This window comes from Achromobacter sp. 18P8.1.1 (assembly GCF_057799415.1).
Window position 1 is genome coordinate 13,681 of record NZ_JBYOKH010000036.1, and the last position, 12,957, is coordinate 26,637.

13 protein-coding genes are annotated in these 12,957 nt (G+C 64.5%); 7 read left to right on the forward strand and 6 right to left on the reverse strand.

The genetic code is table 11. From position 1 onward, the window contains the following. The first annotated feature begins 47 nt into the window (after positions 1-47). The gene (locus tag AC27VE_RS21020) at positions 48-983 is read left to right on the forward strand and encodes a LysR family transcriptional regulator (protein ID WP_427958918.1); all 936 of its coding nucleotides are present in this window, start codon (positions 48-50) and stop codon (positions 981-983) included. Here the strand turns inward: AC27VE_RS21020 and AC27VE_RS21025 are convergent. From AC27VE_RS21025 to AC27VE_RS21050, 6 genes are all read right to left on the reverse strand, one after another. Continuing rightward, entirely contained in the window at positions 977-1,906 is a 930-nt protein-coding gene (locus tag AC27VE_RS21025; protein WP_006225991.1) for a 2-hydroxyacid dehydrogenase, read from the reverse strand. The two genes, AC27VE_RS21020 and AC27VE_RS21025, sit on opposite strands and share 7 nt — an antisense overlap. Before the next feature lie 111 nt (positions 1,907-2,017). Then, complete coding sequence (locus AC27VE_RS21030) at positions 2,018-3,547, reverse strand: tripartite tricarboxylate transporter permease (RefSeq protein WP_035213662.1); 1,530 nt, start codon at positions 3,545-3,547, stop codon at positions 2,018-2,020. 6 nt (positions 3,548-3,553) lie between these two features. Beyond that, positions 3,554-4,033 carry a tripartite tricarboxylate transporter TctB family protein gene (locus AC27VE_RS21035; RefSeq protein ID WP_211187804.1) on the reverse strand — a complete coding sequence of 160 codons (480 nt, stop codon included), beginning with the start codon at positions 4,031-4,033 and terminating at the stop codon, positions 3,554-3,556. 214 nt (positions 4,034-4,247) lie between these two features. Further along, on the reverse strand, positions 4,248-5,780 hold the full coding sequence (locus AC27VE_RS21040; RefSeq protein WP_192816737.1) for a sensor histidine kinase: 1,533 nt from the start codon (positions 5,778-5,780) through the stop codon (positions 4,248-4,250). Next, positions 5,781-6,473 carry a response regulator gene (locus tag AC27VE_RS21045; RefSeq protein ID WP_006225987.1) on the reverse strand — a complete coding sequence of 231 codons (693 nt, stop codon included), beginning with the start codon at positions 6,471-6,473 and terminating at the stop codon, positions 5,781-5,783. Continuing rightward, positions 6,454-7,026 (reverse strand): RNA pyrophosphohydrolase, encoded by a 573-nt coding sequence (locus AC27VE_RS21050; RefSeq protein ID WP_006217428.1) that lies wholly within the window; start codon positions 7,024-7,026, stop codon positions 6,454-6,456. Before AC27VE_RS21050 ends, AC27VE_RS21045 begins: the two co-directional genes overlap by 20 nt. A 65-nt stretch (positions 7,027-7,091) precedes the next feature. Here AC27VE_RS21050 and AC27VE_RS21055 point away from each other — a divergent pair, with 65 nt between their 5' ends. Genes AC27VE_RS21055 through tolB form a run of 6 tightly spaced genes read left to right on the forward strand, consistent with a single transcriptional unit; the run spans position 7,092 to position 12,943 of the window. Next, entirely contained in the window at positions 7,092-8,822 is a 1,731-nt protein-coding gene (locus AC27VE_RS21055) for a proline--tRNA ligase (protein WP_488704883.1), read from the forward strand. Between the two features lie 57 nt (positions 8,823-8,879). Further along, positions 8,880-9,302: a tol-pal system-associated acyl-CoA thioesterase gene (gene ybgC, locus AC27VE_RS21060; RefSeq protein ID WP_006225985.1), complete on the forward strand. Its 423-nt coding sequence runs from the start codon at positions 8,880-8,882 to the stop codon at positions 9,300-9,302. A gap of 2 nt (positions 9,303-9,304) precedes the next feature. After that, on the forward strand, positions 9,305-9,985 hold the full coding sequence (gene tolQ, locus AC27VE_RS21065; protein ID WP_088590353.1) for a protein TolQ: 681 nt from the start codon (positions 9,305-9,307) through the stop codon (positions 9,983-9,985). Beyond that, positions 9,985-10,446 (forward strand): ExbD/TolR family protein, encoded by a 462-nt coding sequence (locus AC27VE_RS21070; protein ID WP_006225983.1) that lies wholly within the window; start codon positions 9,985-9,987, stop codon positions 10,444-10,446. The genes tolQ and AC27VE_RS21070 overlap by 1 nt, the downstream gene beginning before the upstream one ends. Before the next feature lie 39 nt (positions 10,447-10,485). After that, entirely contained in the window at positions 10,486-11,604 is a 1,119-nt protein-coding gene (gene tolA / locus AC27VE_RS21075) for a cell envelope integrity protein TolA (RefSeq protein WP_427958912.1), read from the forward strand. A gap of 16 nt (positions 11,605-11,620) precedes the next feature. Then, positions 11,621-12,943 (forward strand): Tol-Pal system beta propeller repeat protein TolB, encoded by a 1,323-nt coding sequence (gene tolB, locus AC27VE_RS21080; protein ID WP_035213675.1) that lies wholly within the window; start codon positions 11,621-11,623, stop codon positions 12,941-12,943. Positions 12,944-12,957 lie beyond the last annotated feature (14 nt).

Here is a 12,957-nt window from a genome sequence, read left to right on the forward strand (position 1 = left end):
CATAAACCGGGGTATGATGAACTGTTCGTTCCAGACATAGAACAATCATGCAAGATCTCAATGACCTCTACTATTTTTCCCAAGTCGTCGAGCAAGGCGGCTTCAGCGCGGCAGCCAGGGCGCTGGACATCCCGAAATCCCGCCTGTCGCGCAGGATCTCTCACCTTGAGGAAAGTTTGGGTGTCAGGCTGCTGCAACGCACGACGCGCCGCCTGCGGCTGACTTCGGCCGGCGAACGCTACCTGCACTATTGCCGTGAAATGGCCGCATCCGCCCGCGCTGCGGACGACGCCATGCGGCAGTTGCAGTCAGAGCCTGCCGGGCCGGTAATCGTGAGCTGCCCCGTCTCCATTGCCCAGGACGTGCTGGCGCCGATCCTGCCCGAATTTCTGGATGCGTGGCCGGCGATTTCCGTGCAGCTGCTGGTGACCAACCGGCGCGTGGACCTGATCCGCGAAGGGGTCGATCTGGCGCTGCGCGTGCGCACCAAGCTGGATACGGATGCTGAACTGGTGGTCCGCCACCTGGGATCGGCACGCGGCACGCTGGTGGCCAGCCCGGGTTATCTGCAGCGCCACGGCACGCCGGACACGCCGCAGGACCTGGCGTCTCACACGACGCTGAGCTTTTCGGACCCGCAGCATGACGTGCGGTGGCCGCTGCGCAACGACAAGGGCGAAGAGGTGCAGATCGAGTTGAAGCCGCAGCTGTCCTGCAACGACTTCATCGTGCTGACCGAAGCCGCGGTGCGCGGCCGGGGCATTGCGCTGCTGCCGTCGATCGCGACGCAGGAAGAACTGCGACGCGGCCAACTGGTGCCGGTGCTGCCGCAATGGCAATCGCCGGAAGGCATCGTGCATTGCATCTATCCGTCGCGGCGGGGCATGATGCCCGCCGTCCGGACTTTGCTGGATTTCCTGTCGGAGCGCCTGCCGACGATGTATCAGCGGCTGGAAAAAGCCGTCACGCCCGTGCCTCAATAGCCGCGGGTACGCTCGACCACACCCGTGATGGGTTCGCCGCGCATCAACTGGGCGACCTTGCCCGCGATCTGCTCGATGCTCTCGTCGCGCAACGTGCGCGCGGCGATGTGAGGCGTGACGTGAACGCGCGGGTCGCGCCAGAACGGATGGTCAGTGGGCAAGGGCTCGGTGTGGAACACGTCCAGCGTGGCGCCGGCGATCTCGCCTTCTTCCAGCATCTGCACCAGGTCTTCTTCAACCAGGTGCTCGCCGCGACCGACGTTGACCAGATGCGCGTCCGGCAACAGTTTCGACAGCGTTTCGCGGTTCAGGATGCCGCGCGTGTCCGGCGTCAGCGGCAGCACGTTCACCAAAAAGCGCGTACGGGCCAGGAACGCCGGCAAGGCGGCCTCTCCGGCAAAGGACTCCACGCCGGGAATCTCGCGCGGCGAGCGCGACCAGCCGGCCACGGGATAGCCGAAACCGGCCAGCGTCTGCGCCACGCGCGCCCCGACCTGCCCCAGCCCCAGCACGCCAACCGGCCAATCGGCCTGGCGCGTGCCTTCGCGGGTATCCCAATGCTGGCGCGCCTGTGCCTGATCGAAGGCCTCGAAATCGCGCGAGACGCGCAGCAGCGCGTACAAGGCGTACTCGGCCATCTGCACCGACATGCCTGCATCTTCCAGGCGCACGATCCGCACGTGCGCGGGAATCTCGGGCATCTTCAGCAGGGCATCCACGCCCGCGCCCAGATTGAACAGCGTGGTGATGCCGGTCTCGTGCTTGAACAGCTCCGCCGGCGGGCGCCACACCAGCGCCACGTCCGCGCCTGACGGCGGACCATCGGGATTCCATACGGAAATGCGGCAGCCGGGCATGGAGGCTTCCAGGCGCGGCACCCAGACGTCGGGATCATGGAGGGGGCAGGCAAAGAGAATGTGCATGGTGGCGGCTCTGCGAGGCTTTCGGAAAGCATGAAGCATGCAGGATGACGCCCCACAAATCAAACGGCCCGGCAGATCGCCGGGCCGTTCGTTCATGCCTTGAATAAGCGTTCAGACCGTCTGCGGGACTTCAGGCTTGCCCTTGCCTTTACCCTTGCCGCGGCGCAGGAAGGCCCAGACCTGCAGCAGGATCAGCAAGGCGCTTGCGCCGATGAACCAGGCGCTGATCGGGCGTTGCACGAACACCGCGAGGTCACCGCGCGACAACAGCAACGCGCGGCGGAAGTTCTCTTCGACCATCGGCCCCAGCACGAAGCCGAGCAGGATGGGCGCCACGGAGAATTCCAGCGTCATCAGGATGGCGCCGATCACGCCGAAGGCCAGCACTTCCCAGATCTGGAAGAGGCTGTTCTGCGTGCTGTACACGCCCACCGCGATGAAGAACAGCGCGGACGGGAACAGGTAGCGGTACGGCACCTGCAGCAGCTTGACCCACACGCCGATCAGCGGCACGTTCAGCACCATCAGCAGCACGTTGCCCACCCAGAAGCTGGCGATCAGGCCCCAGAAGATGTCCGGATGCTCGGTGATCAGTTGCGGGCCGGGCTGGATGCCCTGGATCAGCAGCGCGCCCAGGATCAGCGCCATCACCGCATCGCCAGGGATGCCCAGGCTCATCGTCGGGATGAAGTCGACCTGCGTCTTCGAGTGCGACGACGCTTCCGGCGACGCCACGCCAGCGATCATGCCGGTGCCGAACTTCTCGGGCGTGCGGGAAATCTTGCGCTCCAGCGCGTAGGCGACGAACGTGGTGATGGTCGGGCCCGTGCCCGGCATGGCGCCGAACAGCGTGCCGACCGCCGTGCCCCGCACCATCGGCCAGAACGCGGTCTTCAGTTCCTGCTTGGTAGGACGCATGTCGCGGATGCGCAGCTTGGCGCCGCTGCCGATGATGGTCATGCGGTTGACGCTCATCAGGAAGTCGGCCACGCCGAACAGGCCCATCGAGATCGCCACCAGCTCCAGGCCGTCGGACAGGTCAAGCAGGCCGAACGAGAAGCGGATGGTGCCCGTGTTCACGTCGGTGCCGACCACGCCGCACATCAGGCCGAACAGCGTCATCGCAACGCCCTTGAGCGGCGAGCCCCGCGACATCGTCGCGCCGGCCAGCAAGCCCAGCAGCATGATCGAGAAGATCTCGGTCGGGCCAAACTTGAACGCCACTTCGACCAGCAGCGGCGACGCGAAGATCATGACGATGATGCCGACCGATGCCGCGAAGAACGAGCAGATCATCGTGATGCCCAGCGCGGTTCCTCCCTTGCCCTGTTTGGTCAGTGGATAACCGTCCAGGCAGGTGACCGCGTGCGGCGGATGCGAAGGCAGGTTGAGCAGGATTGCGCCGATGGCGCCGCCATACTGCGAGCCGTAGAAGATGCCGGCCAGCATCAGGATCGCGGGCACGGGCTGCATCACGTAGGTCAGCGGCAGCAGGATGGAGATCGCCGACAAGGCGCCCATGCCGGGCAGCACGCCGATGAGGTTGCCCACCAGCACGCCGAAGAACGACCACATCAGGTTGTGCCACTGGAACGCGACGCCGAAGCCGTACCAAAGGTCCATCAAAGATTGAGAGATCATGGCGCTTCAACCCCAACGAAACAGCGGCAGCTGCAGTTGCAGCGCCCACCAGAACACGACGACTGCGATCGCGGACATCGCGAGCGACAGCAGGATGGCTTGCTTGATGGTGTTCTTGCGATCACCGAGTGCCGAGATGAATACGATGGCGAACGTCGCCGGCAGCAGGCCGCCGTAGTGGCCCAGCAGCAGGAACGCCAGCGTGCCCAGCAGAATGCAGGCGCTGCCGCGGAAATCGGGCAACCCATGCGCGTGGCCATCGCCCGGCGCAGGCGGCGTCGCCTCGCCCGAACGCGCAGAAATGGCGATCAGCACGCCGGTCAGCGCCAACAGGCCGCCAAGCGCGGCGGGGAAGAACCCCGGCCCCATGTGGCTCAACGTGCCGATGTGGTAATCGGTGCCCCCGTATATCGCCCCCAACCCGATCAGGACCATCAGCGCACCGCCGTAGTAGTCCTTTCTGTTGATATTTTTTTGCACTTCCATCCTCCTTCCTGGTGCAGGACCGTGCCGGCCCTGGATGCGCTGCTCGAAACGAGCTTCGCCCGGCCCTTAACAGCGAGCCGGAGCGCAGATTACGGAGGGAAGCTGCTAATTCGCTTTCTATGCGCTGTCGCATTCCTGAATTCGGGGGTTATCCCTGAGTGCAGGCCCCGCGGGCAGGAAGGAAAGTGGAAAAAAATTTGAAAGCCAGGCGGCTTTACTGGTCGCCCTTGAGCTCGACATCGAGCGGACGCGGGTATTGCGAGACCGTCGGCGCCAGCGGCAGCCACAGCACGGAAGCCAGGCCCACGCCGCCCTGCGCGTTGGGCTCGCCATCGCGCAGTTCGATGTCGCCGTCGTTGCGGCGGGCGTAGGCGCGGGCGATCGCCAGGCCCAGGCCGGAGCCCGACGAGGCGACGGGCTTGTCGGTACCGACCCGTTCGAAACGCGCGAAGGCGCGGCTGCGCAGGACGGGCTCCAGGCCGGGGCCGTTGTCCGACACCGAGACCTCGGCCCGATTTTCCAGCCGGAAGACCGACACGGTGATCTGCGCCCCGACGGGTGCGTAGTGGATGGCGTTGTGCACGAGGTTGGACAGGGCTTCGTGCAGTTCGGCCTCGCTGCCCAGGACCGGCACGGGGATTTCCAGCCCGTCTTGCGACGCCGCCTGCACCCAGCCCAGGTCTTGCTGCTTTTCATGCGCCAGCGGCAGGTACTGCAAGACGACCTCACGCGACACCGCATTCATGTCCAGCAGTTGGCGCGGCAGCTGGTCGGCCTGATTGGCGTGCGCCAGGGACAGCAGCTGCTCGGTCAGGCGGCGCGTGCGGCCCAGTTGATCGACGATGGCGCGCAAGCCTTCACGCGTGCGGGCCGGATCGCGCTCGCGCAGCGCGTACTGCGCCTGCGTCAGCATGATGGCCAACGGCGTGCGCAACTGATGCGAGGCGTCGGCCAGGAAGTGCGATTGCTCGTCCAGCACCCGGCGATAGCGGGCGATATGGTGGTTGACGGCGTCGACCAGCGGTGACACCTCGCTGGGCACGCGGGACGCGTCCAGCGGCGTCAGGTCGTCGGGCCGACGGTTGCGGATATCGGCGCGCAGGCGGCGCAAGGGCTTCAATGCCCAAGACACGCCCCACCACACCAGCAGCACCACCAGGGCCAGCATGCGCGCGTCGCGCAGGATTTCCTGGCGTCGCGCATTGTTTTCGGCTTCGATCCGCTTGCCCGTGCTTTCCGCCACCACGACCAGCACCTGGCGATGCTGCCCCTGATAGTAGAGATCGCGCACGACCGAGACCACACGCACCGGGTCATTGCGGTAGACGCCGTCGTAGAAGATAGGTTGGCCGTTCGACCGCGGCCAGGTGGGCGGGCGTGGCATCTCGGGCATGCCCAGCAACGTCTTGCCCTGCTCGGTAGGCACCGGCGCCCCGTCCGGCAGCGGCGGATCGATCTGTTCGATGCGGAAATACTTGCGCAGGCCCGCGCGGGATTCCAGCATCACCTGCGCGTAAAGCGGCGTGGCCACCTGGAGGTTGCCGTCCGGCGTGAACTCCAGGCTGCTTTCCAGCACGCGGGCGGGTTCCACCAGCGCGCTGTCATAGGCCTCGTTGGTGATCTCGGACAGGGTGCGGTAGTCGTTCAGGCTGTCGATGACCAGCAGCACCACCACGCCCGGCAGCAGCAGGATGATCAGCAGCGCGCGGATGCCGACGCGTGGCAACCCGGGTATCCGCAAGCTCACTCAGGATTCCGATGCGGCCGACTCGCTGGTGACGCTTTCCAGCATGTAGCCCAGCCCGCGCACGGTCACGATGCGCACGTCGCTGCCGGCCAGCTTCTTGCGCAGGCGGTGCAGCACGACCTCGATGGCGTCGGGGTTGGCTTCGCTGTCGTGCGTGAAGACCTTGCCGAACAACTGCGACTTGTCCACGGGGTAACCGCTGCGGGTCAGCAGCGCCGCCAGGGCGGCATGTTCGCGCGGGGTCAGGAACAGCAGCGAGCCGTCCAGCGTGAAGGCACGGCTTTCGCTGTCGTAGGACAGCGACCCGCACTGCAGGCGCGGATGCTGGCGGCCGCGGCTGCGGCGCACCAGCGCGGTCAGCCGCGCTTCCAGTTCTTCCAGAGCAAAGGGTTTGGTCAGGAAGTCGTCCGCCCCCAGGTTCAGGCCGCGCACCCGGTCCTGCAGCGCGCCTTGGGCAGTCAGCAGCAGAACGGGCGTGCGGTCGTCCCGGTTGCGCATTTCGCGCAGGACGACCAGGCCGTGCTTGTCGGGCAGGCGCAGGTCCATGACGATGGCGTCATATTCCGTGCCCGCCATGAATGCTTCGGCCGTGCGGGCATCTGCCGCGTGATCCGGCACGAACCCGCTCTGAGCGAGCGCGCGCATCAACCAGGACGCCATGTCCCGTTCGTCTTCAACCAACAATATGCGCATGACCGTCCGTTCCTTCGGGCAAATTCTCTGCTGCCCGCTGCCCGTGCACGCGCTGGCGCAGGTAGCGGGTTTCATGATGACGCCGAAAGAGGATCGCCGACAACTCGTTCAACGCCTGGGTATAGACATCGCGCTTGAACTCGATCACGGCGTCCAGGGGTACCCAATACTGGCTCCAGCGCCAGGCATCGAATTCCGGATGCTGCGTCGCGCGCAAGCACACATCGCTGTCACGTCCCACCAGGCGCAACAAGAACCAAATCTGTTTTTGTCCTTTATAGTGGCCACGCCACTCACGCCGGACGAAGTGATCGGGCACGTTATAACGTAACCAATCGCGTGTACGCCCCAAAATACGGACATGCTCGGGCTTCAAGCCCACCTCTTCATGGAGTTCGCGATACATGGCCTGCACCGGGCTTTCGCCATATTTGATGCCGCCCTGGGGGAACTGCCATGCATGTTCCCTGATACGCTTGCCCCAAAAGACCTCGTTTCGACTGTTGACGAGAATGATGCCGACATTGGGGCGGTAGCCTTCGCGGTCAAGCATGGGCCACCCCCACCGAATTCAATACAATTACAGTCGATTATACGTATCTGCTGCCACCTTTAAACATGCGCGCATCCAACTACCACATCAACACCCTCAAAGAAGCCCCTTCCGAAGCCGAAGTCGCCAGCCATCAGCTGATGACCCGGGCCGGGATGATCCGCAAACTCGCGGGCGGCATCTACACCTACATGCCCCTGGGCCTGAAGATCATCCGCAAGGTCGAGGCGATCGTCCGGGAGGAAATGAACGCCTCCGGCGCCATCGAGCTGCTGATGCCGGTGGTCCAGCCCGCCGAGCTCTGGCAGGAATCGGGCCGTTGGGAGCAGTACGGCGCCGAACTGCTGCGCATCAAGGACCGCCACCAGCGCGACTTCGTGCTGCAGCCGACGTCCGAGGAAGTCATCACCGACATCGCGCGCAATGAAATCCACAGCTACCGCCAGCTGCCGCTGAATTTCTATCACATTCAGACCAAGTTCCGGGACGAACGCCGCCCCCGCTTCGGCCTGATGCGCGGCCGCGAATTCACGATGAAGGACGCCTACTCCTTCGACCGCGACGAAGCCGGCGCCCTGAAAAGCTACGACACCATGTACGCCGCCTACATGCGCATTTTCGGCCGCCTGGGCCTGGAATTCCGCGCGGTGGCGGCCGACACGGGCTCGATCGGCGGCACCCGCAGCCATGAATTCCAGGTGATCGCCGACACCGGCGAAGACCTGCTGGTCTACAACGCCGAGACCGACTACGCCGCCAACATCGAACTGGCCGAAGCCGTTTCGCTGTACCCGGTGCGCGGTGAAGCCACCCAGGCCATGGCCGACGTGCCCACCCCGGGCGCGGCCAAGTGCGAAGACGTGGCCAAGCTGCTGGGCCTGCCGCTGGAAAAGACGATCAAGTCGATCGTCCTGGCCACCGACGGCGACAAGGGCAAAGTCGACATCTGGCTGCTGCTCCTGCGCGGCGACCACGAACTGAACGAAATCAAGGCGGGCAAGCTGCCGGGCCTGGCGGGCTTCCGCTTTGCCACGGAAAGCGAGATCGTCGAGTATTTCGGCTGCAAGCCCGGCTATCTGGGCCCGGTCAAGACGGCCAAGCCGGTGCACGTGATCGCCGACCGCACGGTCGCCAACATGGCCGATTTCGTCTGCGGCGCGAACAAGGAAGATTTCCACATCGAGGGAGTAAACTGGGGCCGCGACCTGCCCGAGCCCGAGCTCGTGGCCGATCTGCGCAACGTGGTCGCGGGCGACCCGTCGCCGGATGGCAAGGGCACGCTCTCCATCCAGCGCGGCATTGAAGTGGGACACGTTTTCTACCTGGGCAAGAAGTACTCCGAAGCCCTCAAGGCCACCTTCCTGGACGAAACTGGCAAACCGGCCGTCCTGGAAATGGGCTGCTACGGCATTGGCGTGACCCGCATCGTGGGCGCCGCCATCGAGCAGAACCACGACGCCCGCGGCATCATCTGGCCCCGTGCGATCGCCCCGTTCGAAGTAGTGATCTGCCCGGTGGGCTGGGGCAAAAGTGAAACCGTGCGTGACACCGCCCAGAAGCTCTATGAATCGCTGCTGGCGCGCGGCGTGGACGTCATCCTGGACGACCGCGATGCACGCCCGGGCGTCATGTTTGCTGAATGGGAGTTGATCGGCGCTCCGCTGCGTGTAACAGTTGGAGAACGCGGCCTGAACGATGGTGTGGTGGAATTGCAGGCCCGCCGGGAATCCGAAGCGGCCAAGATTCCGGTAGAGTCCGCGCTGGAAACGGTGCTGGCAAAACTCGACACCCTCTAACCTTATAGCTAGTACGGACTTTTCGCGTCCCGACCCGCATCACTCCCTATCCGTATCGTGACCGATCTGAAGTCCGCCGAATCCCTCCTGCAAGTCCGTGTCTACTACGAAGACACGGATGCGGGCGGGGTGGTTTTCTACGCTAACTACTTGAAATTCCTGGAACGCGCACGCACCGAATGGCTGCGCAACCTGGGAGTCAACCAGTCCGGGCTGGCCGCGAGCGAGCAGCGTTTATTCGTTGTCCGCTCCTTGGACATGTCTTACCGCAAGCCGGCCAGACTGGACGATTTGCTTACCATACGCAGCCGAGTCACCAAACTGGGCCGCGCTTCGATACACTTCGCGCAGCGCGCGGAACGCGACGGGGAACTGCTTGCCGAAGGCAACATCCAAGTCTGTTGCGTCGATGCCGTGAACATGCGGCCGGCGGAACTGCCGGCCGACGTCCGCGCCAAACTGGAATCCATTCAGGAATAACCATGCAAGCCACCAGCGACATGTCGTTGCTTTCGTTGATTTCGCACGCCAGCGTGCCGGTCCAGCTGATCATGCTGATGCTGTTGGGCATCTCGATCATGTCCTGGACCTACATTTTCTCCAAGCGCCTTGCCATCAAGCGCGCCCATACCCAGACCCGCCGCTTTGAAGACGACTTCTGGTCGGGCGGCGACCTGTCCATGCTGCAACAGGCCGTGGCCTCGCGCCGCGACGAACAGGGCGCCCTGGCCCGCATCTTCGATGCCGGCATGACCGAATTCCTGAAGGCCCGCCGCGGCAACTCGGCCGGCGACGCCACCGCCCTGCTGGACGGCCCGCGCCGCGCCATGCGCGCCGCGTACCAGCGCGAAATGGATTCGCTGGAATCGCACCTGAACTTCCTGGCATCGGCCGGTTCGGTATCGCCCTACATCGGCCTGCTGGGCACGGTATGGGGGATCATGCACGCCTTCATCGGCCTGTCGAACATGCAGCAGGCCACGCTGGCCTCGGTGGCCCCCGGTATCGCGGAAGCACTGATCGCCACCGCGATCGGCCTGTTCGCCGCCATCCCGGCCGTGGTCGCCTACAACCGCTTCACGAATGACATCGATCGCATCTCGATCCGTTTCGACAGCTTCGTCGACGAATTCCTGAACATTCTGCAACGGCAGGTGCGCTAATGCCCTCGGTAAGCTCACGCGGCAGGTCCGGCCGCCGCATGAAGGCCGACATCAACGTGGTGCCGTACATCGACGTGATGCTGGTGCTGCTGGTCATCTTCATGGTGACCGCGCCCCTGATCACGCCCGGGCTGATCCAGCTGCCCTCGGTCGGCGCGGCATCGGACGTGCCCGTGAAACCGCTGGAAGTCCAGATTTCGGAAGACGGCAAGATCGCCCTGCGCATGCGCGAACCCGGCGCCACGATGCAGGACATCGCCCGCCCCGAGCTGGTGGCGCAAGTGCGCTCGCGCATTACCGCGGAAACGCCGGTGGTCATCGCCGCCGACGGCAAGGTGCCCTATGAGACGGTCGTGAAGGTGATGGACGAACTGCGCACCAACGGCATCACCCGCCTGGGCCTGCTGGTGGACCAGTCCGCCGCCGGCGCTTCCCAGCCCGCATCCGCGAAAAAACGCTAACGCGACGCCTTCCGCCGGCTTGCCCGGCATGCAACGCCCATGACGCCACCCATAATTCGACACCGCAGCGGCCCGCCGGCCACCCCGCCCAACAACGACAACCGGAATGCGCTCATTCTGGCCGTGGCGGTGCATTTGCTGCTGCTGGTCGCCTTGATCTTTGGCGTGAGCTGGCGCACGGAGGCCCCTGGCCCCGTCGAGGTTCAGCTCTGGGCCGACGGCAATTCGCCTGTCGCCCCGCCGCCCACGCCCCAGCCCGAACAGCCCAAGCCGGCCCCCAAGCCCGAGCCCAAGCCCGAGCCTGAAAAGGCGCCCGAGCCGCCGCCGCCTCCCCCTCCTCCGCCCAAGCCTGAACCCGAGGTTCAGCCCAAGACCGAGGAAGTGGATCCCGAGATCGCGATCCAGGAAGCCAAGAAGAAGCGCGAACAGGAAGAGAAGGCACGCCAGGCCGCTGAAGCGGCCAAGGAAAAGGCGCGCTTGGAAGAAGAGCGCAAGCAGGCCGAATTGAAGGAAAAGAAGCGCCTGGAGCAGGAACGCCAGGCTGCCGAGAAGGCGGCTGCCGAGAAAGCCGCGGCTGACAAGGCCGCCGCCGACAAGGCTGCGGCAGAGAAAGCCGCTGCCGACAAGGCCGCCGCCGAAAAGAAGGCCAAGGACGACGCTGCCAAGAAGGCCGCCGCGGAAAAGGCTGCTGCCGACAAGGCGGCCGCCGAGAAAGCGGCTGCCGATAAGGCCGCGGCTGAAAAGGCCGCCGCCGAGAAGGCTGCCGCCGCCAAGAAGGCGGCCGCGGACAAGGCCTTGAAGGATGCGTTCCGCAACGATGCACTGGGCGCCGCCGGCATCCCCGGCGGCACGGCCGACCGCAACCAGGCAGGCGGCGGACGCGACAACGGCTATGCCGCCAAGGTGCGCGCGTGCATTCTTCCGGGCGTGGCTTATCAGCCGCCGCCCCGCAGCGGCTCCGGGAATCCGACCGCACAATACCGGGTACAGTTAGGTACTGACGGGAAGGTTAACGGCGTTTCGCTGACCGAATCCTCTGGCAATCCGGCGTTCGACCGTGCGGTCGAGACCGGTATCCGCCGCTGCAACCCCTTCCCGAAGCCCTCCACGGGCAGCTACGAAAAGTTCATTGACGTAGTGCACAAAATGTATGATTGACAGGAGATTGATGAATATGACTCCCGCTTATAGCCGACGAGGCTCCCTCCTCGCTCTCTGGCGATCGTATGGACTCGGCTTGCTGATGCTTACGCTGGCCTGCCTGATGGCAATGAAACCGGTCCATGCCCAGTTGCGCGTTGATATTTCCGGTACTGGCGCAACCCAGTACCCCGTAGCCATCGCCGATTTCGCGGTGGACGACACCCACGGCCGCGCCCTGGCTGAAGTGATCCGTGCCGACCTGACCCGTACGGGCCAGTTCCGCCTGATCAACGCCGCCGGCTCCGGCCTGAACGTCGACTCGCCCATCGCCCATGACGACTGGCGCGGCAAAGGCGCCGACTTCCTGGCTTATGGCAGCATCACCCGTGGCGCCGATGGCCGCTACGACGTGCGCTACCGCCTTGCCGACACGGTCAAGAAGGGGCAATTGGACGGCGTGGCATTCTCGGGCACCGAGCAGGAACTGCGCCGCGTGGCCCACCAGATCGCCGACCGCATCTACGAGAAGATCACCGGCGTTCGCGGCGTGTTCTCGACCCGTATCGCTTACGTGCTGAAGAAGGGCGCCACCTACGAACTGCAAGTGGCCGATGCTGACGGGCAAAACCCGCAAGTGGCCCTGCGTTCGCGCGAGCCCATCATCTCGCCGTCCTGGTCGCCCGATGGCGCCAAGCTGGCCTACGTGAGCTTTGAGTCCGGCAAGCCGGTCGTCTACGTGCACACTCTGGCCACCAGCGCCCGCGTGCCTGTCGCCAACTTCAAGGGCAACAACAGCGCTCCCGCCTGGTCGCCTGACGGCTCCAAGCTGGCCGTGGCGTTGACGCGTGACGGTTTGTCGCAAATTTACATCGTTGGCGCGTCCGACGGGTCCAATCCCAGCCGAGTTACGCGTTCTCCCGGGATTGACACCGAACCGACCTTTACGCCAGACGGTGCTTCCATTATCTTTACGAGTGACCGCAGCGGCGGGCCGCAAATCTATCAGACCGGCTCGACAGGTGGCGAAGCACGCCGCCTCACGTTTAATGGTGGTTACAACATATCACCCCGAATTTCCCCCGATGGATCGACGCTGCTGTACGTTGCAAGACGCGACGGCGCGTTTCGAATCGCGTCGTTGAACCTGTCCTCAGGCTCCGAATCCTTGATCACTGATGGTCGTGACGATCAGTCGCCAAGTTTCGCGCCGAATGGCATGCAAGTCCTTTACGCCGCCATCCAAAATGGACGTAGCGTACTTGCGGGTGTTTCGAGCGATGGCCGCGTACGGCAGACGCTTTCGGTACTGAACGGGGAAATACGTGAACCGACTTGGGGCCCATTTACCCGATAACACGTGTGACTCTC